The sequence below is a fragment of the Bradyrhizobium sp. Ken01 genome, from assembly GCF_055807355.1.
In genome coordinates this window covers 151789-176469 of sequence record NZ_JBVVPC010000012.1, presented here as the reverse complement: position 1 = coordinate 176469, position 24681 = coordinate 151789, and the positions used below count along the sequence as shown (strand labels likewise).

The window sequence follows — 24681 nt, the reverse complement described above, 5'->3', positions numbered from 1 at the left end:
CTGTCGCGGGGTGCAAACCGCGGCAGGCCATTCCTCACGGAACGTGTCCAGGATAACTGATCGCGCTATTACAAGGGTGGGCAAAGCGGAGCGTGCCCACCATTTCTCTCGAAGCATTGATAGGTGGTGGGCACGGCGCAAGTGCGCCTTTGCCCACCCTACTGCACCGAGTGCGCGGAGCGCGCCACCTCGCCCCCACTTGTCGCTTCGCGCGTTAGGTGCCTCGCAGCAGCTCGCTTGCCACGATCCAGTCGTTGCCGTTGAACTGAAGCATATAGCCGTCCTTGATCGGGCGGAAATCCTGCGGCGTGGTGTTGAGCGTGATGCCGGGCAACAGCAGCGACAGCGGCACATTCTTCAAATTGGCCGCCTGCGCCATGATGTTCTCACGCGTCAGATTGTCCTTGCACTGCTTCAGCAAGACCACCAATGCCTCGGCGACGGTGTAGCCGTAGAGACCCGCGACGTTGTTGACGTCGGCATTGGGCAGGCGCTTCTTCATGAAGTCGATATAGGCCGTCATCGCCGGATCGTCCTTCGGCGCCTCGACGAACGGCTTGAGGGAGCCGAGCGAGAGCACGCCCTTGCCGGCATCGAGGCCGGCCGGAACCATCACGGTGGCCTTGTTGGCGCAGCCTGAGGCGAGGAAACGCGTCGCCTGCCAGCCGACCTCATGCGCTTTCCGGATCGCCTGGGCGCAGGCACGCGGCGTCACCGAATAGATCATGAACACGTCGGCCTTGGTGTTGGCGAGCGTCAGCACCTGGGAATCGACGGTGGGGTCGGCGACCTCGAAGCTCGACGCCATCGCGATCGCCTTGTCGGCGTCGGCGCCAAGCGCTTCCTTGACGCCGCGCAGATATTCCTTGCCGGCATCGTCGTTCTGATAGAGCACCGCGAAGCGCGCGTTCGGGTTCTTGGCACGGGCATAGGCGACGTCGATGGCGGCCTCGCTGGTGTAGTTCGGCGCCCATGGCAGCGCCATCGACCAGGGCATGTTGGCGGGATCGTTCCACTTCGAGGCCGAGCTGATCAGAAACAGCTGCGGCACCTTGTTGCTGTTGAGATATTTCGCTATCGCCGAGCTCGGCGCGGTGCCCATGGTCGCGAAGATGAAGGCCACGCCGTCGCCCTCGACCAGCCGCCGCGCCGCTTCCATGGTTTTCGGCGGTGAGAAGGCGTCGTCGAGCGACAGGAGATTGAGCTTGCGGCCGTTGATCCCGCCCTTCTCGTTGACCTCGTCGAAATAGGCCGAGAGCACCCTGCCGGTGATGCCGAGCGGCGATGCGGGGCCGCTATAGGGCATGGTGTTGCCGATCTTGATCTCGGTGTCGCTGATGCCGGGACCGTAGGATTTTTGCGCGGAGACAGGCGTGGACAGGCACGCAGCCAAGGCTGCAGCCAGGACCAAAGCGGCTTTCATGGTTTCTCCCCGGTGATGATCGCCGCGCTGGTCGGAAGGCGCGGCGTGCTGCTTTTTGCCAGCACGCCAGATCAGCGGAGTTCCGTGAGAGGGTCTTGCGTCGAGTTGCTGATCAGTGGCGCCGCTTCAGGCTGAAGCCCAGGCTCACCCACCCCGCGCCCGCCATGATCAGGTCGATGCCGAGAAACAGGCCGAGGATGTAGACGCTGTTCACCGGCCAACGTGCGAGGATCAACAGCCCCAGCAGCAGCGTGATGGCGCCCGAGAGCGCCACCCAGACCCACGGACTTTCACGCTTCATGCTGAAAGCGAGAAACAGCCGGACGGCGCCGGAAGCGAGCAGCGAGGCACCCAGGAACAGGGTCAGCAACACTGCAGCAAACAGCGGGTTCTCGAAGGTGAGAAAGCCCGCGATAACATAGAGTACGCCGAGCAAGGCCCAGATCACGAACTTGCCCCAGCTTTTCATCTGGAACGCGCCGATGATTTCGGCCGCGCCTGCGACGATCATCATGGCGCCAACCACGATCACGCTCGCCACCGTCGCCATTACAACGCTGCCAAGTGCGACGAAGCCGGCGACGAGGTAGACGACTCCCAAGGCTACGATCCAGCCCCATTTGGCATGCAGGGCCGAGATCCCGGAGCCCAGGCCGGAAGGATGGGAGATATCCGAGGCACTTGTCATGACGGCCACTCCTGCATGGAAGCCCGCGAGCACAGGCCAGACTAGCGCGCGCCGCACCGGGACGACAGCCAGCACAGCAGCCCTCGCGGGCAACGACATTGACGCAAATCAAGACCGGATGCGTGCCTCAGCCGCGTGTCCGCTCCATCTCCAGTTCGGCCTTGAGATTGTCGAGATCCCGATAAATTGAAGCAATCGCAAGGACGCGGCCGCCCTTGCGATACTTCAGCAGGCAGTCCTTGCCGGAAATGCTGCCGTCGATCGCGATATCGTCAAAACTCTCGGCGTGGCCGACATAGTTGATCGGCACGTCATAGTGCTGTGACCAGAAGAACGGCACGGCCGAGAAGCGCTCGCGCTTGCCAAGCATGTTGCGCGCCGCGGTCTGGCCCTGCCGCTCCGCCACGACCCAGTGCTCGACGCGGATGGTTTGCCGCGAGTGAGGATCCGGCCAGCGCGCGATGTCACCGGCCGCGAAGATGCCGGCTATGCTGGTCTCCAGATATTCGCTCACGCTGACGCCCCGGTCGGCCGCAAGGCCTGCCTGCTCGGCGAGCGCAAGGCGCGGCTTGACGCCGATGCCGACCACGACCAGTTCGGCCTCGATCACGCCACCGCTCTTCAACGTGGCGCGCGTGCCGTCCAGCTTTTCCACCGTGTCCTCGAGATGGAAGTTGACCCCATTCTCCTCATGCAGGGCGCGTACGAAATCACCCATTTCGGGACCGAGCACCTTCTGCATCGGCCGTTCGTCCGGCGCGACCACGTGCACCTCGAGCTTGCGTGCCCGCAAGGAGGCCGCAACTTCCAGGCCGATGAAGCTGGCGCCGATCACCAGCGCACGCTTGGCGCCGCCGGTCGCCTGGATGATGGCGCGGCTGTCGGCAACCGAGCGCAGGGTGTGGACATGAGGCTGGTCGGCACCCGGAATCCGCAACCTGACCGGCTCGGCGCCGGTCGCGAGCAGCAGCCGGTCGAACGGCAGCCTGTCGCCGTTGCCCAGCGTCACGCTGCGCGTCTTCGCTTCGATCGCAGAGACATTCGTGTTGAGCCTGAGATCGATGCCGGCGTCCTGATAATAGTCCTCGCCTCGCAGCGGCAGCCAATCCTCCGGCGCGTTGCCCGCGAGGTAGTCCTTGGAGAGATTGGGCCGGTCCACCGGCATCGCGCTGTCATTGCTGAGCATGGTGATGGCGCCGGCAAAGCCCTCGCGACGGAGCGTCTGCGCCGCCGCGAAACCGGCCGCGCCGCCGCCGATGATGACGAAATTTTGCGGCGTTGGCGCTGTCCGGTGAGACGCCGGAGGCTTCGGCACCTCGCGCTTGCGCTGAACGATGATCTTGTCCTGATCGCGCGAGACCTCCCACACCGCCAGCGCATTCAGCGCCGGCGGACGGGTCGCCTCGCCTGACCGCAATGAGAAACAGGCGTGATGCCAGGGACAGCGGATGGTGTCGCCAACCACGAGTCCTTCAGCGAGCGGACCGTGATAGTGGCTGCAGGTCGGCTCGATCGCAAAGATCTCGCCGCCGGCCTGCACCACCAGGACGTCTTCCTCGCCGACATGGCCGAGCAATTTGCCGTCCTTGAACGCGGCGAGCGTCACGCCCCGGCTCAGGTCGGGCCCGCTTGGCTTCTTGTCCTCGGTCATGGCGTTGTGCCTCCTTGAGCCGTCGCGGATCAATCGTCCGAATTGGCCAGCCCAAGCAGCTCCTGGCGTGTCAGCGCATTGTCGCGGAACACACCGAGCATGCGGCTGGTGACGAGATCGGTGCCGGGCTTGTGCGCGCCGCGCGTGGTCATGCAGTGATGCGTTGCCTTGATGATGACCCCGACGCCTTCGGGCCTCAGCACATCATTGATGGTGTTGGCGATCTGCGCGGTCATCTTCTCCTGAATCTGAAGCCGCTTGGCGTAGATGTCGACGAGACGCGCGAGCTTGGAGATGCCGACGACCCGGCCTTGCGGAATATAAGCGACCCAGGCGCGGCCGACGATCGGCGCCATGTGGTGCTCGCAATGGCTTTCGAAGCGAACGCCGCGCAGGACGATCATCTCGTCATAGCCTTCGATCTCCTCAAACGTCTTTTGCAGGATTTCGGTCGGATCCTGCGCATAGCCGGAGAAATACTCCTCGAAGGCGCGCGCGACCCGGTCCGGCGTGTCGCGCAGACCGTCGCGCGCGGGATCGTCGCCGGCCCACCGGATCATGGTCCGGATCGCCTGCTCGACCTCCGCCCTCTCGGGCCGCTCGCTCGGCGCCTGCGCGACCGCGACACGTTCCAGCCTGCGCGTTTGCGTCTTCATCGAAAACCTCCCCTGCAACGGACCGCATACAGAACGCGGCCCCACAGCTTGGACGGCTGCGATTGGAAAAGGTTCCCGGGATCAGGAAAAATCGGAAGCTGCGAGAGCGGCAAGACTGAGGGACGAGAAACCCGGCTCTATGCGGCCGCTTTCCGCACATCGAGCACGGCCTGCGCCCATTCGGCCGGCCGCTCCTGCGGCAAATTGTGGCCGGCCCCTGTAAAGACGCGCCGCTCGAAAAAGCCCTCGAATTTGCGTGCATGGTGCGCGGTGCCGGGATTGACGCCGTCGCTGTCGCCGTCGATCGCGATGGTCGGCACCCGAACCGGCGGCTGGGCGGCGAGCTTCGCCTCGATCGCGGCATAGGCGGGATCGCCCGCGACCAGCGCGTAACGATGTCGATAGGAGTGGATCACGACATCGACGAAATCAGGATTGTCGAACGAGATTGCGCTGGTCTCGAATGTCGCATCGTCGAAGGCCCATGTCGGCGACCACATCGACCAGAGCTGGCGTGCAAAACCGCGCCGGTTGCGCTCCAGCGCGCGGCGGCCGCGCTCGTTGTGGAAGAGATATTGATACCAGAGCGCCGCCTCCTCCGGTGGCGAAGCCGGCTCCATCGAACGCGCGATGTTCTGGATGTTGTAGGAATTGCCCGAGACGAGGCCGATCACGCGCTCCGGATGCAGCACCGAGACCACGCAGGCCGCGCGCCCGCCCCAGTCGTAACCGCCGACCACCGCGCGCGAGATTCCAAGCGCATCCATGAAAGCCAGGAGATCGGCGCCAAGCGCCGCCTGCTCGCCGGAGCGCAACGTCGCAGCGGAACGGAATCGCGTCGGCCCGTAGCCGCGCAGCCAGGGCACCAGCACCCGCGCGCCCGCCTGCGCAATGATCGGCGCGGTCTCGGCATAGGCGTTCACGTCATAGGGAAAGCCGTGACCCATGATGCAGGGCCAACCGTCCGGCGCACCGTATTCGCGATAGGCGATGTCGAGGATATCGGTGGTGATTGTTTTGTGTTGCATTAGAAGGCGAAGCTATTTTTGCGGGCCCGACAACGTGATATCACGCTCGGCGCGGAACACGTTGCTGTAGAGGTTGGCGATCCACTGCCGCCCAATCTCGGTCTTGTTGAGGTAGCCGATCTCGGTCTGGATGTGCGGCGCGACGCTGTTCCAGTAGAACTGAGGATAGCGGTTCACGATGTCGGCGGGCGAATCGTAGCCGAGCTGGCGGTTCATACCGACTTCTTCGAATTCGTAGTAGAGCGCGTTGGCCTTGCGCAGATAATTGGGGTCGCCGAGCTGGCCGATGAAGTCGGCGGCGCGCAGGATCGAGGCGTCGTCGTCATAGTCCTGGCCCTGGCGGGCCGGAAAGCGGGTGCCCTCGATGGCGCGGGCGATGCGTTCCGGATCAAGCCCTGGGATATGCTGCAGGCGGCGCATGACGTACAGCTTGGACCGGTCGACATGATACATCATCAGGCTGGCATCTGATGAGCCGCGGGGCAGCGAGACCTTGGTGCCTGCCGCATCGACCACAAAACCGTCCTCGTCATCCTCCTCGAACAAGCCGCGGACATAACCGATGTCATGGGCAAGACACGCGATCAGGACGTGGACGTAATCCTCGGCCGAGAGATGAATATGAAGATACCGGCCGCTCAGGATGGAATGGCCCGCCAGCGTGACCAGCATCGTATGTTCGATATTATGATAGAGAGCGTCGCTGTTTCCGATGCATTCCATCGCGGTACGGGTCGCGCTCTCGACTATGTTTGCCGGAGAATCGCCGTACCTGCGGCGCATGAACGAACCCAGCGTTTTCTCCAGGGATTCCGCCGCCAGTCTCGGTAACGTCATCATGGATGCAGCCCCGTCTGTCGGTGGTTTTCCACGCCAATACCCGACGTCTCATTCTCGTCCTCGACGCAGGCGCCAGCATAGCCCATCTTGGCCGACTGGCCAAACCCGGGAGCGTAAACACGGAAATATGTTGCGGTTTGTGCCCCGCGATATCACGGTTGCGCTGCGGGCCCGACACACCTTGGCAGGGCGTCGCCGGAGGGCCCGCAATCATTCCACCAGCAGCACGTCGACGGCGACGTCGAGCTTCTGCTTTGGCGAACCGACGATGATGCCGTCGACCGGTGAAACGTCGGAAAAGTCGCGGCCGACCGCGAGCACGATATGGTCGCCAGCAACCATGAGATCGTTGGTCGGATCGAAATCGACCCAACCAAGCTCCTCCCCGCACCACAGCGACACCCAGGCGTGGGTGGCATCGGCGCCCTGCAGGCGCGGCTGGCCCGCCGGCGGAATGGTGCGAAGATATCCACTGACATACGCGGCGGGTAAGCCCAGCCCGCGCAAGCCCGCAATCATCACATGGGCAAAATCCTGACAGACGCCATGGCGCTTGACGAAGACCTCGTCGAGCGGCGTCGAAATCACCGTCGCCTTCGGGTCGTAGCGAAATTCGGCGCGGATGCGATGCATCAGATCGACCGCCCCGCCGAGGATGCCCGCGCCGGGCGCGAAGCTTTCCGCCGCATAGGCGCTGACCGGTCCCAGCACCGGCACCAGCGGGCTCGCAAAGACATAGCCGACCGGCGAGGACGGCCCGAGGCTGGTCGCCTCGAAGGCGATGTCGCGAATGCTCTCCCAGCCCGGACTGGCAGCGGCGCGCGCCGGCGGCTGGCGCGACACCTTCACGCGAGAGCGGGAATCGATGCGCAGAGTGCGATGCGCGGCCTCGATCACGACACTCTCGGTCAGGGTGCCGAAGAAATCGCGCCGGACGCTACGCTCCGCGGCGCGCGGACGAATCTCGACCTTGTGCGAGATCAGCTCCTGGCCATGGCCGCTCCTCGGCTCCAGCCGCAGCGTGCAGCGGGCGAAGCTGACCGGGCTCTCGTATTCGTAGGTGGTGAGGTGACGGATATCGTAGATCACGCCAACCCCGTCAGCTTTTCCGGCCGGCTCGCATTGGGACCGTGCGGGAAGTAGTGCTGCCCGACCGCCTCGGCGAGGCTGAGCAGATCCTGCTCCAGGGCGAACAGCGTCTTGACCTCGAGCTTCTCGGCCTCCGCGGTCGCGAGCATCGCCTGCATCGCGACCGCAAGCCGCTGCGGCTTCTCGATCAGGCCGTGCTCCTTCAGGCTCGGCAGCGCGGCGATATGCTCGTTCAGCGCCGTCACCTGGAACGCCACCGAGCGCGGATTGTAGCTGTCGAGCACGGCGAGGTCGCGCACCGGCGCCAGGATCGGCGCCAGCAGATAACGCGAGCGGTACGTGATCTGGCAATCCACCAGCGTCAGCAGAATATCGAGATCCTCGTCGCCGGCCTCGTCATAGGCAAACTGCCGGGCAAAACGCGTGGTGTTGATGGCGCGCTCGGTGCGCCGACCGATATCGAGGAAGCGCCAGCCGGCCGCACGGTTCATGTTCTCATGCGCAAGGCCGGCAAAGCTCGCGAGCTCCTGCAAAGTCAGCTCGGCCGCGCTCAGCACGCTGTCGTCGTCCTCGACCTCGACGGCAAGACGCTCGGCCATCTCGGTGATGACTTGCCAGGCATCGGGCGACAGCCGCTCGCGCAAGGAGGTCGCCGTGCGCTGGGCCGCGCGGACCAGCGACAGTGCCGAGCCGAAACGCTCCGGGCTCTGCAGTGCTTCGGCGACGATGCGGCCGGGCGCCGCGCGCGAGGTCTGTGAAATCGCGCCCCAGGTCACCAGCAGGCGCTGGATACGCTCCGCCGATTGCAGCGAGGCCGCGGTGCCCTTGTTGGGCCCGCTCGGCGAGCCCAGCGCCCGCACCAGCCGCAACGTCGCCTCGGCGCGTTCGAGATAGCGGCCGAGCCAGAACAGATTGTCAGCCGCGCGGCTCGGCAGCACGCCGGCGATACGGCGGATGCGCACCTTGTCGGTGGCGGGCAGCAGCGTCGCGGTCGAGACCTGCTTGTCCGAGACCACCCAGACGTCGGCGGAACGCGCGCCGTCGCCCATCGACACCGCACGCGCATCGGGCTGCTCAGCGATCCGGCAGAAGCCGCCGGGCATGATGGCCCAGCCGTCGGGCGTCGCGGCTGCGAACACGCGCAGCACGAAGGGACGCGGCGTGATCTGCCCCTGCTCCCACACCGGCATGGTCGAGAGCCGCACCACCTCCTGGCCGACATAGTCCATGCCGCGCGCGGCGATGGCGTCGCTCAGGCGCCGGCGCCCGGCGGCGTCGAGCTCGCTCGCGAGCACGGGACCGTTGCTGTCGAAACCGGGAACGCCGCGCCGATAGGCGCCTTCGATCGCGACCTCGTCGAGCCGCGACAACACCTCGTCGCGCGCCGAGCGCTGGCCGCACCACCAGGTCGCGATGTGCGGCATCTTCAGCTCTTCGCCGAGCAGGCGACGGCTGAGCGCCGGCAGGAAGCCGAGCATCGCCCGCGCCTCCAGCACGCCCGAGCCCGGCATGTTGGCGACGACGACGCCGTCCTTGCGCAGCACGTCGATCAGGCCGGGGACCCCCAGCCGCGAGGAGGCATCGAGCTCGAGCGGATCGAGCGAATTGGAATCGACACGGCGCAGCAGCACGTCGAGGCGCTTGAGCCCCGCAACCGTGCGGATGTGGATATGGTTGTCACTGACGGCGAGATCGTCGCCCTCGACCAGCAGGAAGCCGAGATAGCGCGCCAGCGTCGCGTGCTCGAAATAGGTCTCGCTGAAGCTGCCCGGCGTGAGCACGCCGATCCGCGGCTCGTCGCGGTCGGCGCGCGCACGAAGGCTGTCGCGAAACGCCTCGAAGAACGGCGCGACACGCGGCACGTTCATCGACTTGTAGAGATCGGAGAAGGCGCGCGAGAGCACCAGGCGGTTCTCCAGCGCATAGCCCGCACCCGACGGTGCCTGCGTGCGGTCGCCGAGTACCCACCAGCGGCCGTCGGGCCCGCGGCCCACATCGGCGGCATAGAGCGAGAGATAGCGCCCTCCCGGCGGCGGCACGCCGCAGACGGGACGGAGATATTCGGGGCTGCCGGCGATCGCGGCCGCCGGCAGCGCGCCTTCGGCGACGAGGCGGCCCTCGCCATAAATGTCGCGCAGCACGAGCTCGAGCAGCTCGGCGCGCTGGGTGATGCCGTCGGACAGCTGCTTCCAGTCGGCCTCGTCGATCAGCAGCGGCAGATGGCTGATCGACCAGGGCCGGTCGGCGCTCTCGCCGGGCGCGCGATAGGTGACGCCGGCCTCGCGGAGATGACGGTCCGCCATGCCAAACCGCCGCTCGACCTCGTCGGGCGCGAGCGCGCCGAAAGCATCGAAGAAGCGGCTCCAGACCGCGCGGGGCTTGCCGTCCGGGCCGAGAAACTCGTCGGGGATGCCAGGCAGGCGCCTATAGTCGCGGACCCATTGCGCGAAACGGCGCTGGCCGTCACGTTGACCTTGCGCCTGACCCGCCTTGTCGTCCTCTTCGGCTGCGCCCTCGGCCATGCGCCTCTCCCTGCCCCCGCATCATACTCATTGCAGGAGCGGGGACCGCAAGTCGAGGGTCAGCGGAAACTCATTTGTGCGTTCCTCGGGCGGCGGCTGCATCGGGCCCGGCGTATGGCCGTGGTCCTGGAATCGCGCCAGCCGCCGCGCCTCGGCCTCGTAGGTGTTGACCGGCTTGGTGTCGTAGCTGCGGCCGCCGGGATGGGCGACGTGATAGACGCAGCCGCCGAGCGAGCGGCCGTTCCAGGTGTCAATAAGATCGAATGTCAGGGGCGCGTGAACGGGAATGGTCGGGTGCAGGCCGGAGGCCGGCTGCCAGGCCTTGAAGCGGACGCCGGCCACGGCCTCGCCGGAGCGGCCGGTGGCGGTCATCGGCAGGCGGCGGCCGTTGCAGGTGACGATATGGCGGCCCTCGACGAAGCCTTCCACCTTGACCTGGAGCCGCTCGACCGATGAGTCGACATAGCGCACGGTGCCGCCGGCCGAGCCCTCCTCGCCGAGCACGTGCCAGGGCTCCAGCGCCTGCCGCAGCTCCAGCGTGACGCCGCCATGATGGATGCGGCCGAAGGCGGGGAAGCGGAATTCGAGCTGGGCCAGATACCATTCAGGCTCGAACGGATAGCCGGACTGCTTCAACTCGGTCAGCACTTCGAGGAAATCTTCCCAGATGAAGTGCGGCAGCATGAAGCGGTCGTGCAGCGCGGTGCCCCAGCGCACGAACTTGCCTTGTTGCGGCTCACGCCAGAATTTTGCGATCAGCGCGCGGATCAGCAGCTGCTGCGCTAGCGACATGCGCGGATCCGGCGGCATTTCGAGCGCGCGAAATTCGACCAGGCCGAGGCGCCCGGTCGTGCCGTCCGGTGAATAGAGCTTGTCGATGCAAATCTCGGCGCGATGGGTGTTGCCGGTGATGTCGACGAGGAGATGCCGGAACAAGCGATCCACCAGCCACAGCGGCGCCTGAGTGCCCGGCGGCGGCACGTGCGTGAGCGCCACCTCGAGCTCGTAAATGCTGTCGTGGCGGGCTTCGTCGATGCGCGGTGCCTGGCTGGTCGGGCCGATGAACAGGCCGGAGAAGAAATAGGACAGCGACGGATGACGCTGCCAGTGCAGGACCAGGCTCTTCAACAGATCAGGCCGGCGCAGGAACGGCGAGTCCTGCGGGCTCGATCCGCCGACCACGACGTGATTGCCGCCGCCGGTGCCGGTGTGGCGGCCGTCGACCAGGAAGCGATTGGCGCCGAGGCGCGTTTTGCCGGCATCCTCATAGAGCCCGGCGGTGATCTCGACCGCCTCGCGCCAGTTCTTGGCCGGCTGGACGTTGACCTCGATCACGCCGGGATCGGGCGTCACCTTGATGACGTCGACACGCGGATCGAACGGCGGCGGATAACCCTCGACATGGACCTGGAGCTGCATCTCCTCGGCCGTCGCTTCGAGCGCCGCGATCATCTCGAGATAATCCTCGATCTGCTCGACCGGCGGCATGAAGGCGCAGAGCACGCCGTCGCGGACCTCGACCGACATCGCGGTGCGAACCGGCACGGAGGTGTTGAGCTCTTCGGGCTCGAGCCGCTCCGGCGAGTCCGGACGCGCCGGAAGGCTGAACACGGGCAGCTTGCCGCGGGCCTCCATCGGATCCCGCTCGACGATGTAGGGATATTGATCGGGCGGGACATAGCCGAGCGAGTCCAGCGGCAGGCGCAGGCCGAGCGGCGAATCCCCCGGCATCAGGAACAGATGACTGCGCCGGAGCTGCCAGCGCTCGCTGCGCCAGCGTGGCGCCGCATTCCAGCGCTGCACGGGCAGCACGAAGCCGCGAGGATTGTTGAGCCCCTGCTCGAACACCCGCGCCATTCGCGCGCGGGCCTCCGGATCGGACAATTTGGAATCGGACGGATCGACGTTGACGGGAAGCTCGGCTTCCTTCTGCAGCCAGTACGCGGTGTCCTCAAAGGCCGGCATGATGTAGCCGGGATCGAGCCCGAGCCGCAGCGCCGTGCCCTCCACGAACGCCTTGACGTCCTTGGCCTGCGCCGGCCGCGGATTTTCGATGCTGGCAATGAGGTCGGCATTCTTCCAGATCGGCACGCCGTCCTTGCGCCAGTACAGTCCAAACGCCCAGCGCGGCAGGCTTTCGCCGGGATACCATTTGCCTTGCCCGAAGTGCAGCAGGCCCCCGGGTCCGAAACGCGCGCGCAGGCGGCGGATCAGATCGTCGGCGAGCCCGCGCTTGGTCGGACCGACCGCGTCCGTGTTCCACTCGGCGCCTTCGAGATCATCGACGGAGACGAAGGTCGGCTCGCCGCCCATGGTCAGACCGACGTCCTGCGCTGCAAGATCGCCGTCGACCTGCTCGCCGAGATCGTTGAGCCGTATCCAGGATTCGTCCGAAAACGGCTTTGTGATGCGCGGCGCCTCGCGAATGCGCTTGACGCTCATGTCGAAGGCGAATTCGACCTCGGCGAAGCCGGCGCCGCCGGAGATGGGCGCGGCCGAGCGGTAATGCGGCGTCGCCGCGACCGGGATGTGGCCCTCGCCCGCCAGCATGCCCGAGGTCGCGTCGAAGCCGATCCAGCCCGCGCCCGGCAGGTAGACCTCGGCCCAGGCGTGCAAATCGGTGAAATCGTTCTCGACCTCCGGCGGCCCCTCGATCGGATCGATGTCGGGACGGACCTGGATCAAATAGCCGGAGACGAAACGGGCGGCGAGACCGAGGTGACGGAAGGTCTGGATCAGAAGCCAGGCAGAGTCACGGCATGAGCCGGCCGCGGAGGAGAGCGTCTCCTCCGGCGTCTGCACGCCCGCCTCCATGCGGATGACGTAGCCGATCCTTTTCTGCAGCTCCCTGTTGAGATCGACCAGGAAGTTGACGGTGTTCGGGGCTTCGGGCGGGATCGTGTCGAGATATTTCGCGAACAGCCGATCGGGCTTGACGGTCTCGAGATAAGGCGCGAGCTCCGTCTTGAGATCTTGCGTATATTCGAACGGAAAGCTGTCGGCATAGGGCTCGACGAAGAAGTCGAACGGATTGACCGTGGTCATCTGCGCCGTGAAATCGACCTCGATCTTGAGCTCGGTCGTCTTCTCCGGGAAGACGTAGCGCGCGATCCAATTGCCCAGCGGATCCTGCTGCCAGTTCACGAAATGATTGGCCGGAGTGACCTTGAGCGAATAACTCAGGATCGGCGTGCGGGTATGCGGCGCCGGCCGCAGACGGATGGTCTGCGGGCCGAGATCGATCGGACGGTCGTATTTGTAGTGCGTGACGTGGTGTAATGCGACGTAGATCGACACGGGGTGCGGTACTCCAGCAGCTTTTTTGAGCAGAACACCGCTGGTGACCTCGATCAAGCACTAACAACGGGCAAACGGTGCCTACGAAGTATCTCCGTTGTCCACGGAGCAATCGCAGCGTCATGGCCGGGCTCGTCCCGGCCATCCACGACCTTCACGGTCCCCAAGAACGTGGATGCCCGGGACGTCTAGCGCGAAGACGCGCTTCGCGCTTCTGCCCGGGCACGACGACCTCATGCGGGGTAACGTTACGCCGCTGAGGTCAACCGTTGCAGGAACTGCGTCACCTCGCGCCGGAGCGTCTCGACCTCGCCATGGACGCGTTCGGAGGCGCTGTTGACGCGGCTCGCCACACGGCCGGTGTCGGCGGCGGCTTCGCTGATGCCTGTCACGTTGGAGGACATTTGCGAGGTGCCGGCGGAGGCTTCCTGGACGTTGCGGGCGATCTCCCGGGTGGCGAGACCCTGCTGTTCTATCGAGGCCGCGATCGAGGCGGTGATGCCGTTGATCTCGGTGATGGTCTGCGCGATCGCCTCGACGGCGGCGACCGAATTGGTGGTCGATTGCTGCATCTCGCCGACCTTGGCGCTGATCTCCTCGGTCGCCTTCGCGGTCTGGTTGGCGAGGCTCTTGACCTCGGATGCGACCACGGCGAAGCCCCGGCCGGCCTCGCCTGCCCGCGCGGCCTCGATGGTGGCGTTGAGCGCCAGGAGATTGGTCTGCTCGGCGATCTCGCTGATCAGCTTGACCACGTCGCCGATCCGCATCGCCGCATCCGCGAGCGTGCGGATCTCGCTGCCGGCACGATTGGCTTCGTTCACCGCCCGCCCCGTGCTCGCGGTCGAGCCCGCGACCTGGCGGCTGATCTCGGCGATCGATGACGCGAGCTGCTCCGCGGCGCTCGCGACGGTGGCGACGTTGCGCGAGGCCTGGTCGGACGCACTGAGCACGCCGGAGGTCTGCCGGCTGGTCTTCTCGGCCGCGGCCGCCATCTGGCCGGCGTCGGATTCAAGATCAGTTGCCGCGCCCATCAGCGTGCCCGCGACCTGGTCGAGATGCGTGCCGAACTGCTTTGCGAGGTCCGCGATTTCGACCACGCGGCGGCCGAGGCTGTCGGTGCCGGAATTGATGACCGTGGCCGAACGGCGGAACGAGCCGGGTAGTCCGCGTGCGAGGATCTTGCGGAAATATTTACCGCGGCTCGCATAGTCCATCGACGCCGAAGCTTCCCGCAAATAGGCATCGGTGATGTCGAGCATGTCGTTGACCGACTTCTGAATGGCGCCGATGCGTCCGGCCTGGCGGATGCTGAGGATCCGCGCCTCGAGGTCGCCACGTGCGGCCTTGCGGCACACGTCCGCCGCCTCGTCGACGGCCACCGCCGTGCGATGCTGGCACCAGACGGCATAGGCGAGCAGCGCGACCGTAACGCCTAACAACGCCGCGCCGGAAATTCCGGTTGCCCCAGTCAGCGAGAGCACGAACGCAACGACGGCAAGAACGGATGCGAGCGCGGTCGCTCCCTGCGCCTTAGAGAGAGAGCACAAATTCATCGTAACCGACACCCTGTTTGTTGAGCAGCCTGACCATCGCCTCGAAGCTCGCATGCATGCCGTCCTTGGCATTGGCATGCCGCGCCTCCTCCGCGAACAGCGCCTTGTAGATCGGCTTGACACGCTCGATCTGCGCCGGATCGGGCTTGCGACGGTTGGAGTGATAGCCGACGATATTGCCACGCTCGTCGAATGTCGGCGTGACGTGGGCGACCACCCAGTAATGGCTGCCGTCCTTCGCGAGGTTGACGACGTAGGCGAAGATCTCCTGTCTGGACTGAACCGTGTCCCACAGCAGCTTGAAGACGGAGCGCGGCATCTCGGGGTGGCGGATCAGGCTGTGGGGCGCACCCATCAGCTCCTGCCAGGAGTACTTCGCCATGCGGATGAAGACATCATTGGCGTAGGTGATGCGGCCCTTGAGATCGGTCTTCGACACGATCAGCTCCTCCTCACCGAGGAGATTTTCCACGCCGGTCGGCCGTATCGTACGCGTCATCGTTGACGAATCCTCACGAAGGGCGAACGCCCCGAATGAGTGGAGCTCGCATCCTCCCAGGGATTACGGCAGAAGATGTTAATCAGGTGTGACCGCGGGAGCCCCCGCGATCGCTTGACGGCTCCGTATCATTACTTAGGAGCGTCGCTTGCAGTGCGGTGCTACCGCCGACGCGCAACGACGGGATTACATCGTCGCGCCCAGCACCCACGGCGCGAACTCGGCGCCGCCGAAATCAAAACTCTCGCTCTTGGTTGGCTGTCCGGACGCGGTCTTGAGGATGAGATCGAAAATGCGCTGGCCGCACTGCTGGACGCTCTCCTCGCCTTCGAGGATGGTGCCGCAATTGACGTCCATGTCCTCTTCCATGCGCTTGTACATGGGCGTGTTGGTGGCGAGCTTGATCGAGGGCGCCGGCTTGCAGCCGAACACGCTGCCGCGGCCCGTGGTGAAGCAGACCAGATTGGCGCCGCCGGCGACCTGCCCGGTCGCGGCAACCGGATCGTAGCCGGGCGTGTCCATGAAGACGAAACCCTTCTTGGTGATGGGTTCGGCGTAGCGCAGCACCTCGACGAGGTTGGTGGTGCCGGCCTTCGCCATCGCGCCGAGCGACTTCTCCAAAATGGTGGTGAGACCGCCGGCCTTGTTGCCCGGGCTCGGATTGGCGTTCATCTCGGCGCCTTCGCGCGTCGTGTATTCGTCCCACCAGCGCATGAGATCGACCAGCTTCTCGCCGACCTCGCGGCTGACGGCGCGGCGCGTGAGCAGATGCTCGGCGCCATAGGTCTCCGGCGTCTCCGACAGGATCACGGTGCCGCCGTGACGTACGATGAGATCGCTGGCCGCGCCGAGCGCTGGGTTGGCGGAGACACCGGAATAGCCATCCGAGCCGCCGCATTGCAGCGCCACGGTCAATTCGCTGACCGGAACGGACTCGCGCTTGACCTTGTTGGACTCCGCGAGTGCCTCGCGCACGAAGGCGATGCCGGCTTCCACCGTCTTGCGGGTGCCGCCGACCTCCTGGATGTCCATCGCGCGCAGGCGGCCGGCGAGCTTCTGCTCCTCCATCAAGCCGCCGATCTGGTTCACCTCGCAGCCGAGGCCGAGCACGATGACGTGGGAGAAGTTCACGTGCCGCGCATAGCCACCGAGCGTGCGGCGGAGCAGCGCCAGGGGCTCGTTCTGCGTCATGCCGCAGCCGGTCTTGTGGGTCAGCGCGACCACGCCGTCGACATTGGGGAAGTCGGCCAGCGGATTGTCGCCGGTGAACGGATTCTTCTTGAACACGTCGGCGACGAGGCTTGCGACATGCGCGCTGCAATTCACCGAGGTGAGGATGCCGATGTAGTTGCGCGTGGCGACGCGGCCGTCCGGGCGGCGGATGCCTTCGAAGCTCGCCGGCAGATCGAAATTCGGCGTCGGCTTGACGTCGGCGCAATAGGCATAGTCCTTGGCGAAATCGCCCATGCCGCAGTTCTGCACGTGCACGTGCTGGCCCGGCGCGATCGGCACCGTCGCAAAGCCGATGATCTGGCCGTAGCGTATCACCGGCTCGCCAACTGCGATCGGCTTGATCGCGACCTTGTGGCCGGAAGGAATGCGCTCGACCGTGGTCACGCCGTCGGCCACTACCGTTCCCGGCGGCAGACTCGCGCGCGCGATCAGCACGCCATCATCGGGATGCAGGCGAATGACGGGGCTGATGGTCATGGGAGGTCTCCTTGGTCTTCTTTCTTCACCTCTCCCGGTTCTTACGGAGAGAGGTCGGATCGCGCCCGGCGATGCATCGTCCGGGGCGATCCGGGTGAGGGGCAAGCGGCGCGCTCGATCGATGGATTAGTCGTGTTGAGAGAGCCCCTCACCCTAACCCTCTCCCCGTAAGAACGGGGAGAGGGAAAAGGGAAGAGATCAGGCCTTGCCGCCGGAATCCTTCCGCGTGGCATTCACCTGCATCTTGGCGTAAGTCGTCATCAGGCCGACCTCGTTCGAGAGCGTCACCAGCTTGAAGCCCATGTTGATGGCGCGTGCGGCACCCTCGGCGCCGCTGCAATGGATGCCCGGGTTGAGGCCGCGCTTGCCGCACTCCTTGATGATCTTCTCGTAGATCGCCAGGATCTCCGGCTCGGTGCGATCGAGCTTCGGTTCGAGGCCGTAGGAGAAGCCGAGGTCGGACGGGCCGATATAGACGCCGTCGATGCCTTCGACGTCGAAGATCGCTTCCATGTTCTCGACCGCGGTTTTGGTCTCCATCATCGGCAGCAGCACGATGTCGTCGTTGGCCGTCTTCTGGTAGGAGCCCGCGGTGCCGTACATGCCGGCGCGGATCGGGCCGTTGGAGCGCACGCCCTTCGGCGGGTACTTGGCATAGGAGACGAGGTTCCTGGCTTCCTGCGGCGTGTTGACCATCGGGCAGATCACGCCATAGGCACCGCCATCGAGCACCTTGCCGATGATGCCGGGCTCGTTCCAGGGCACGCGGACCATCGGCGTGATCGGGTGCTTGTCCATCGCCTGGAAGCACTGCACCATCGACAGATAATCCTGCACGCCGTGCTGCATGTCGACGGTGACGCTGTCGAAGCCGCATTGCGCGATCATCTCGGCCGAGAAGCCGGAGGGAATCGCGAGCCACGCGTTGACCACGGCCTTGCCCGACTTCCAGATTTCCTTGACCTTGTTCGCCACGTTGCCTTCCTTCTTTGTTGTTTGGACCGTGTTATTTGGACCGTGTGATTTGGACTATCGTCACCATGACGAGCGTCGCGACAGCACAACCGCTGTTACCGCGAACTGGCGCGTCGCGCTACGCTCGCAATGACGCAAGACCTATGCGGTCGCCCTCTGGATGCTGACTTCGCTGACGCCGACCTCGCGGGCGGTATTCACTATTGCCGCCCAGGTGTCATCCGGCAAGGGGATGCCGTTTTGGGTCCGCTCAGCCCGGGTTTTCCGCTCGGGATCGCCGGGGATCAGCACCTGGTCGACCCCGGCCGCCGGCTTGGTGGCACGGATGAAGTCGGCATAGCGCGACACCTCTGCGTCGAAGACATGGGAGGTATCGACCACTTTCGGATCGACGTAGAAGGCCAGCATGCCGTTGGCGAAGCGTCGACCGCCGGACGTGGCCCCGGTTCCGGTCAACGCGCCGCCGAGCAGCTCGCACATGAAGGCAAGGCCCGAGCCCTTGTGCTCGCCGAACGCACGGATCGCGCCCGTTCCCTTGGTGTGATCGCGCGGCCCATCCGGCGTGTAGGGGCCGTAGAGCACGGCCGGCTCCTCGCTCAGGCTGCCGTCGGCATCGACCAGCGCGTCCTTCGGCAACTTCTTGCCGCCGCGGCTTGCGACCAGCACCTTGCCCTCAGCCACGACCGAGGTTGCAAAGTCCAGCACGATCGGATCCTGGCCCTCGCGCGGAATGCCGACGCAATAGGGTGCGGTGGAGAGCCGTTTCTCCACGCCGCCGAACGGCGCCACCAGCAACGAGCCTGCGGCATTGACGAAATGAACCGAGATCAGTCCTTCGGCGGCGGCCATCTCGGCCCAATCGCCGACCCGGCCGATATGGCCGGCATTGCGCAGCGCGACTGCGGCAAGTCCCGCCTTCCTGCACTTCTCGATGCCGATCCGGACCGCTTGCGGCGTCACGGTCTGGCCGTAGCCGAACTTGCCGTCGATCACCGCGAGCGAAGGCGTGTCGAGCACCAATTCGGCGTTCTGGTTGGGCACGACCGCGCCGGACCTCTGCCAGCGAATATAGACGGGGACGCGGATCACGCCGTGGCTGTCATGGCCGGTCAGATTCGCCGTGGTTAGATAAGTGGCGATGCGCCGGGCTTCGTCGGGCGACGACTGCGCATGCGCGAAGACCTCGGTGACGAAGTCGATCAGCTTCTGAACCTGGATGGTGACCATGAGGGTCTGTTTGCCTCTACCTCGGCGCCGATTTTGCAGTCATCGGCTTGAGCGGCACTTGAGCGAAAAAAAGCGGCGATGTCCACGATTGTTGCCGCGCTCTTGCGCATATCAGCTTTCACTCCTCGGCACTTGCCTCCTCGCTCGCGCCGAGCCCTGCGAGACTCTGTTCGAGCTCGCCGAGCATCTCCTGCAACTCGACGAGCTTGCGTGCGCCAAAGCGTCGCGTGATCTCCGCATAGATCGCTTCGGAGGACGGCGCCACGGAGGCCATCAGCTTCACGCCCTTTTCCGAGATCGAGACCATGCTGCGGCGCTGGTCCGCCTTCGCGGTCTTGCGCTCGATCAAATTGCGCGCCTCCAGATCACGCAGGATGCGCGACAGGCTCGGTCCGAGCAGGAACGCGGTGCGCGCCAGTTCCGTGACCTCGACCGTGTCGATCGCCGCCAGCGCGCGCAGAATGCGCCATTGCTGCTCGGTCAGGCCATGCTCGCGCAACGAGGGACGGAATTGCCGCATCACCGCTTCGCGTGCCCGCAGCAACGACATCGGCAGCGAACGCGAGAAGTCGCGCATCGGCACCTGCCGGACGGCGGGCTCGCTTCCGTTCGCAGGATCAGCCGGTCTCTTCGTCATGACGCCCTTTCAAGCCGCGAAACGTTTGCAGTGCAGCAAGCCAATTTGCGATTGACGCATTCACTTAACATGTTAAGTATCTTCCCGCACCACGGTTTGTAAGATCACAAATGGCGCTTTCCAACGACGATATCCGAGCTTGCGCGAGCCGTCTGCACCAGGCGGAGAAGACCCGTACGCAGATCCGGCAGCTCTCGCAGGACTTTCCCGACATCAGCATCGCTGACGCCTACGCGATTCAGAAGGCCTGGGTCGACGTCAAGATTGCCGAGGGGCGCATCGTCAGGGGGCACAAGATCGGCCTGACCTCGAAGGCGATGCAGAGCGCGCTCGGCATCAACGAGCCGGATTCCGGCGTGTTGCTCGACGACATGTTCTTTGCCGATGGTGGCCTCGTCCCGACCGAGCGCTTCATAGCCACGCGCGTGGAAGCCGAGCTCGCCTTCGTCATGAGCAAGCGCCTCGCGGGCCCCGACTGCACGCTGTTCGACGTGCTCAACGCCACCGACTTCGTGGTACCGGCGTTGGAGATTCTGGACACGCGCATCGAGCGCGTCGATCCCCGGACCAAGGCGACGCGAAAGATCTTCGACACCATTGCCGATAACGCGGCGAACGCCGGCATCGTGCTCGGCGGACGGCCGATCCGCCCGCTGGAGGCTGATTTGCGCTGGATCGGCGCGCTGTGTTTCAAGAACGGCCAGCTCGAAGAGACCGGACTTGCCGCCGGCGTGCTCAACCATCCCGCCACGGCCGTTGCCTGGCTCGCCAACAAGATCGCGCCGCTTGGGCTAGCGCTCGAGCCCGGGCAGGTCGTGCTCGCCGGCTCCTTCATCCGTCCGATCGAGACCCGCAAGGGCGACACAATTCAAGCCGATTATGGCGCCTACGGCTCGGTCAGCTGCTACTTCGCTTAGACGAACAAAAAGACAGGGAGTGAAACCGCGATGCCGCATTTCACGATCGAATATTCGGCCAATCTCGACGACCGCCTCGACATCGGCGCGGCGTGCGAGGTGGTGCGCAAGGCCGCGGTCGAGACCGGCATCTTCCCGCTCGGCGGCATCCGCGTCCGCGCCGTCAGATGCGTGCATTATGCGATTGCGGACGCGCGGCAGGACTACGGCTTTCTCGACATGGTGCTGCGCATTGGCGAGGGCCGCGATCTGCCAACCCGCAAGCAGGCCGGCGAGCACGTGTTCCAGGCGCTCTCACGGCATCTCGATCCCGTCTTCGCAAGCTCGAAATTCGCGCTCTCGTTCGACATGCAGATCAACGACAAGGACACGAGCTGGAAGCGCAACAACATCCACGACGCCCTGAAAGCGGAGGCCGCCCATGGATAAGCCCACGCCGAAAACCGATGTGTTCCAGGCCAATCGCGACCGAATCGCACCGCTGCTGAAGACGCTGCGTGCCGACGGCATCGGGCACATGATCGACGGCAAGATCGTGCCGTCGATTTCAGGCGAGACCTTCGAGACCAAGTCGCCGGTCGACGGCGCGACACTCGCAAGCGTCGCCCGCGGCAATGCCGAGGATGTCGATCGCGCCGCCACCGCTGCTGCGCTGGCCTTCAAATCCTGGCGCGACATGGGCCCAGTGATGCGGAAGAAGCTGCTGCATCGGGTCGCCGACGCCATCGAGGACAATGCCGAGGACATCGCGGTGCTCGAATGCATCGACACCGGCCAGGCCTATCGCTTCATGGCCAAGGCCGCGATTCGCGCCGCCGAAAATTTCCGCTTCTTTGCCGACAGGTGCGGCGAGGCGCGCGACGGCCAGAACACGCCGAGCGACGAGCATTGGAATGTCTCGACGCGCGTGCCGATCGGCCCGGTCGGCGTGATCACGCCGTGGAATACGCCGTTCATGCTTTCGACCTGGAAGATCGCCCCTGCCCTCGCCGCCGGCTGCACCGTCGTGCACAAGCCGGCGGAATGGTCGCCGGTCACGGCGGCCATTCTTGCAAAGCTCGTCAAGGAAGCCGGCGTGCCCGACGGCGTGCTCAATACCGTCCACGGCTTTGGCGAAGAGGCCGGCAAGGCGCTGACCGAGCATCCCGCCATCAAGGCGATCGGCTTCGTCGGCGAAAGTTCGACGGGCTCCGCGATCATGGTTCAGGGCGCGCCCACCTTGAAGCGCGTGCATTTCGAGCTCGGCGGCAAGAACCCGGTGATCGTGTTCGACGACGCCGATCTCGACCGCGCGCTCGATGCCGTCGTGTTCATGATCTACTCGCTCAACGGCGAGCGCTGCACGTCGTCGAGCCGCCTGCTGATACAGGCCGGCATCGCCGAGAAGTTCACCGAGAAACTCACGGCGCGCGTGAAGGCACTGAAGGTCGGCCATCCCCTCGATCCCGCCACCGAGATCGGGCCGCTGATCCACGAGCGGCATCTGGCAAAGGTGTGCTCCTATTTCGACGTCGCACGCCAGGACGGCGCGACCATTGCGGTCGGCGGCAAGGCTTATGATGGCCCCGGCGGCGGCCATTATGTCGAGCCGACCCTGGTGACCGGTGCACACGGCAAGATGCGCGTGGCGCAGGAAGAGGTGTTCGGCCCCTTCCTGACCGTGCTGCCCTTCAAGGACGAAGCAGACGCGATCGAGATCGCCAACGACATCCGCTATGGCCTGACCGGCTATGTCTGGACCAACGATGTCGGCCGCGCTTTGCGTGTCGCGGATGCGCTGGAGGCCGGCATGATCTGGCTGAACTCGGAAAACGTCCGCCATCTGCCGACGCCGTTCGGCGGCATGAAGGCATCAGGCATCGGCCGCGACGGCGGCGATTACTCGTTCGATTTCTACATGGAAACCAAGCACGTCTCGCTGGCGCGGGGCACGCACAAGATTCAGAAGCTGGGAATCTAACTGTCATTCCGGTGCGGCTCGAAGAGCCGAACCCGGAATCCATCGCGCAGCAGAGTTCGTGGAAGAATGGATTCCGGGCTCGCGCTCCGCGCGCCCCGGAATGACAAGAGCCGAGAGGGGAAACGCAATGCCCGTACCGCAACATGTCTTCGAGCCGCCGTTCAACATCATCCGCTCCAGCCACGCTGTGCTGGACGTGACCGATCTGAAGCTCAGCCGCGAGTTCTATGAAAGCGTTGTCGGCCTGCATGTCGAGGACGCCGACGACAAGGTCGTCTATTTGCGCGCGGCCGAGGAGCATCAGCATCACTCGCTGGTGTTGCGCAAGGCGGCGGCGCCTGCCTGCAACCGCCTCGGCTTCAAGGTCGGCAATGACGGGGATCTGGACAAGGCTGCAAAGTTTCTGTCCGAGAACGGCCTGGGCTACGCTTTCGTCGATCAGCCCTTCCAGGGCCGCACGCTGCAATTCACCGACCCCTTCGGCTTCCAGATCGAGCTGTATGCGTCGATGGACCGGCGGCCGCACCTGCTGCGCCGCTATGACCTCTACAGGGGTTGCCATCCGCAGCGGCTCGACCATTTCAACGTGTTCGCCGCCGAGGTGCAGGACACCGTCGAATTCTATGCCCGGCTCGGCTTTCGCCTCACCGAATACGCCGAGGAGGACGGACCGAACGGGCGCATTGCGGCTGCCTGGATGCATCGCAAGGGCAATGTCCACGATTTCGCCATCACCAACGGCAAGGGCCCGCGGTTGCACCACTTCGCGTACTGGACGCCGACGGCGATGAACATCATCCATCTCTGCGACGTGATGGCCTCGCAAGGGTTCGTGAAGAACATCGAGCGTGGCCCCGGCCGCCACGGCATCTCGAATGCGTTCTTCCTCTACGTCCGCGACCCCGACGGACACCGGCTCGAGCTCTACACCAGCGACTATTTCACCGGCGATCACGACCACGAGCCGCTGCGCTGGTCGTTGCGCGATCCGCGCCGCCAGACATTGTGGGGCGCGCCCGCCCCGCGCTCCTGGTTCGAGCAGGGCTCGCCGTTCTCCGGGCAGACGGTGCGCGAGCCGAAGTTCGTGGCCGACGTGCTGGTGGCGGATTAAGCAATGAACCTCCCTCGCCTCACCACCTATTCCGTCAAAGGTGCAACGAAGTACGGCGCCGTCGTCGACGGCGGCATTGTCGATCTCTCCGCGCGCCACGCCAAAGATTATCCGACGTTGCGCGAGGTGATCGCCGCAGGAAAGCTCGCGAGCCTCGCCGAAGAGGCCGCCGGCCGCACGCCCGATCACGCGCTCGGTGACATCACCTGGCTGCCGCCGGTGCCCGCGCCGGAAAAGATCATCTGCATCGGCGTCAACTATCCCGACCGCAATGCGGAGTACAAGGACGGCCAGGACGCGCCGAAATATCCGAGCATGTTCATGCGCTCACCGCGCTCCTTCGTCGGCCACGACACGCCGCTGGTGCGCCCGCGCGCCTCCGCGCAGCTCGACTATGAGGGCGAGATCGTGCTGGTGATCGGCAAGCAAGGTCGGCACATTCCGGAAAGTTCTGCGCTCGACCACATCGCCGCGCTGACGCTCTGCAACGAAGGCTCGGTGCGCGACTGGCTGCGCCATGCCAAGTTCAACGTGACGCAGGGCAAGAACTTCGATTCCAGCGGCAGTCTCGGCCCGTGGCTGGTGCCCTACACACAGGAATCGCAGGTCGCCGACATCTGCCTCACCACGCATGTCAACGGCGAGCTGCGGCAGGACGACCGCACCAGCCGATTGATGTTTCCGTTCCGCTATCTCATCAGCTATATCTCGACCTTCGCAACGCTCGTTCCCGGCGACGTCATCGTCACGGGCACGCCAACCGGCGCCGGTGCGCGGTTCGACCCGCCGCGTTATCTGAAGCCCGGAGATGTTATCGAAGTCGCGGCCGAGGGCATCGGATCTTTACGCAACGGCGTCGTCGACGAAGCCTGAACAATAATCGAAATGGAATAGTGCC

20 protein-coding genes are annotated in these 24681 nt (G+C 65.1%); 5 read left to right on the top strand and 15 right to left on the bottom strand.

Annotation, left to right across the window (positions count from 1 at the left end):
- Window positions 1-214 precede the first annotated feature (214 nt).
- From AC0L3S_RS14905 to hpaR, 15 genes are all read right to left on the bottom strand, one after another.
- A complete protein-coding gene (locus AC0L3S_RS14905; protein ID WP_473264037.1) occupies window positions 215-1423 on the bottom strand; it encodes an ABC transporter substrate-binding protein in 1209 nt (402 codons plus the stop codon).
- Between the two features lie 112 nt (window positions 1424-1535).
- On the bottom strand, window positions 1536-2111 hold the full coding sequence (locus AC0L3S_RS14900; RefSeq protein ID WP_473279572.1) for an HdeD family acid-resistance protein: 576 nt from the start codon (window positions 2109-2111) through the stop codon (window positions 1536-1538).
- A gap of 127 nt (window positions 2112-2238) precedes the next feature.
- Window positions 2239-3762, bottom strand: coding sequence for an FAD-dependent oxidoreductase (locus AC0L3S_RS14895; RefSeq protein WP_473279571.1), 1524 nt, complete (start codon window positions 3760-3762; stop codon window positions 2239-2241).
- Window positions 3763-3791: 29 nt separating this feature from the next.
- Entirely contained in the window at window positions 3792-4418 is a 627-nt protein-coding gene (gene folE / locus AC0L3S_RS14890) for a GTP cyclohydrolase I FolE (protein ID WP_018456940.1), read from the bottom strand.
- 137 nt (window positions 4419-4555) lie between these two features.
- Window positions 4556-5446, bottom strand: a complete 891-nt coding sequence (locus AC0L3S_RS14885) for an alpha/beta fold hydrolase (protein ID WP_473279570.1) — start codon at window positions 5444-5446, stop codon at window positions 4556-4558.
- Between the two features lie 12 nt (window positions 5447-5458).
- Window positions 5459-6286 carry a metal-dependent phosphohydrolase gene (locus AC0L3S_RS14880; RefSeq protein WP_473279569.1) on the bottom strand — a complete coding sequence of 276 codons (828 nt, stop codon included), beginning with the start codon at window positions 6284-6286 and terminating at the stop codon, window positions 5459-5461.
- Window positions 6287-6496: 210 nt separating this feature from the next.
- Complete coding sequence (locus AC0L3S_RS14875) at window positions 6497-7375, bottom strand: transglutaminase family protein (RefSeq protein WP_473264041.1); 879 nt, start codon at window positions 7373-7375, stop codon at window positions 6497-6499.
- On the bottom strand, window positions 7372-9897 hold the full coding sequence (locus tag AC0L3S_RS14870; RefSeq protein ID WP_473264042.1) for a circularly permuted type 2 ATP-grasp protein: 2526 nt from the start codon (window positions 9895-9897) through the stop codon (window positions 7372-7374). Before AC0L3S_RS14870 ends, AC0L3S_RS14875 begins: the two co-directional genes overlap by 4 nt.
- 27 nt (window positions 9898-9924) lie before the next feature.
- Window positions 9925-13194 (bottom strand): transglutaminase family protein, encoded by a 3270-nt coding sequence (locus AC0L3S_RS14865; protein ID WP_473279568.1) that lies wholly within the window; start codon window positions 13192-13194, stop codon window positions 9925-9927.
- 248 nt (window positions 13195-13442) lie between these two features.
- Window positions 13443-14747 (bottom strand): methyl-accepting chemotaxis protein, encoded by a 1305-nt coding sequence (locus tag AC0L3S_RS14860; RefSeq protein ID WP_473279567.1) that lies wholly within the window; start codon window positions 14745-14747, stop codon window positions 13443-13445.
- Entirely contained in the window at window positions 14725-15246 is a 522-nt protein-coding gene (locus tag AC0L3S_RS14855) for a PAS domain-containing protein (RefSeq protein WP_473279566.1), read from the bottom strand. Before AC0L3S_RS14855 ends, AC0L3S_RS14860 begins: the two co-directional genes overlap by 23 nt.
- A 186-nt stretch (window positions 15247-15432) precedes the next feature.
- Complete coding sequence (locus AC0L3S_RS14850) at window positions 15433-16956, bottom strand: UxaA family hydrolase (protein WP_473279565.1); 1524 nt, start codon at window positions 16954-16956, stop codon at window positions 15433-15435.
- A gap of 198 nt (window positions 16957-17154) precedes the next feature.
- Window positions 17155-17931 carry an HpcH/HpaI aldolase family protein gene (locus tag AC0L3S_RS14845; RefSeq protein ID WP_018456947.1) on the bottom strand — a complete coding sequence of 259 codons (777 nt, stop codon included), beginning with the start codon at window positions 17929-17931 and terminating at the stop codon, window positions 17155-17157.
- Window positions 17932-18072: 141 nt separating this feature from the next.
- Window positions 18073-19158 (bottom strand): malate/lactate/ureidoglycolate dehydrogenase, encoded by a 1086-nt coding sequence (locus AC0L3S_RS14840; RefSeq protein ID WP_473279564.1) that lies wholly within the window; start codon window positions 19156-19158, stop codon window positions 18073-18075.
- 118 nt (window positions 19159-19276) lie between these two features.
- Window positions 19277-19795 carry a homoprotocatechuate degradation operon regulator HpaR gene (gene hpaR / locus AC0L3S_RS14835; RefSeq protein WP_473279563.1) on the bottom strand — a complete coding sequence of 173 codons (519 nt, stop codon included), beginning with the start codon at window positions 19793-19795 and terminating at the stop codon, window positions 19277-19279.
- Between the two features lie 110 nt (window positions 19796-19905).
- Here hpaR and hpaH point away from each other — a divergent pair, with 110 nt between their 5' ends.
- The 5 genes from hpaH (at window position 19906) to AC0L3S_RS14810 (ending at window position 24656) form a co-directional block, all read left to right on the top strand.
- A complete protein-coding gene (gene hpaH, locus AC0L3S_RS14830; RefSeq protein WP_473279562.1) occupies window positions 19906-20712 on the top strand; it encodes a 2-oxo-hept-4-ene-1,7-dioate hydratase in 807 nt (268 codons plus the stop codon).
- A gap of 30 nt (window positions 20713-20742) precedes the next feature.
- Window positions 20743-21141: a 5-carboxymethyl-2-hydroxymuconate isomerase gene (locus AC0L3S_RS14825; RefSeq protein WP_473279561.1), complete on the top strand. Its 399-nt coding sequence runs from the start codon at window positions 20743-20745 to the stop codon at window positions 21139-21141.
- A complete protein-coding gene (hpaE, locus tag AC0L3S_RS14820; protein ID WP_473279560.1) occupies window positions 21134-22672 on the top strand; it encodes a 5-carboxymethyl-2-hydroxymuconate semialdehyde dehydrogenase in 1539 nt (512 codons plus the stop codon). Before AC0L3S_RS14825 ends, hpaE begins: the two co-directional genes overlap by 8 nt.
- Before the next feature lie 127 nt (window positions 22673-22799).
- On the top strand, window positions 22800-23783 hold the full coding sequence (hpaD, locus tag AC0L3S_RS14815; RefSeq protein ID WP_473279559.1) for a 3,4-dihydroxyphenylacetate 2,3-dioxygenase: 984 nt from the start codon (window positions 22800-22802) through the stop codon (window positions 23781-23783).
- Window positions 23784-23786: 3 nt separating this feature from the next.
- Window positions 23787-24656: a fumarylacetoacetate hydrolase family protein gene (locus AC0L3S_RS14810; protein ID WP_473279558.1), complete on the top strand. Its 870-nt coding sequence runs from the start codon at window positions 23787-23789 to the stop codon at window positions 24654-24656.
- The last annotated feature ends 25 nt before the right edge of the window (window positions 24657-24681 follow it).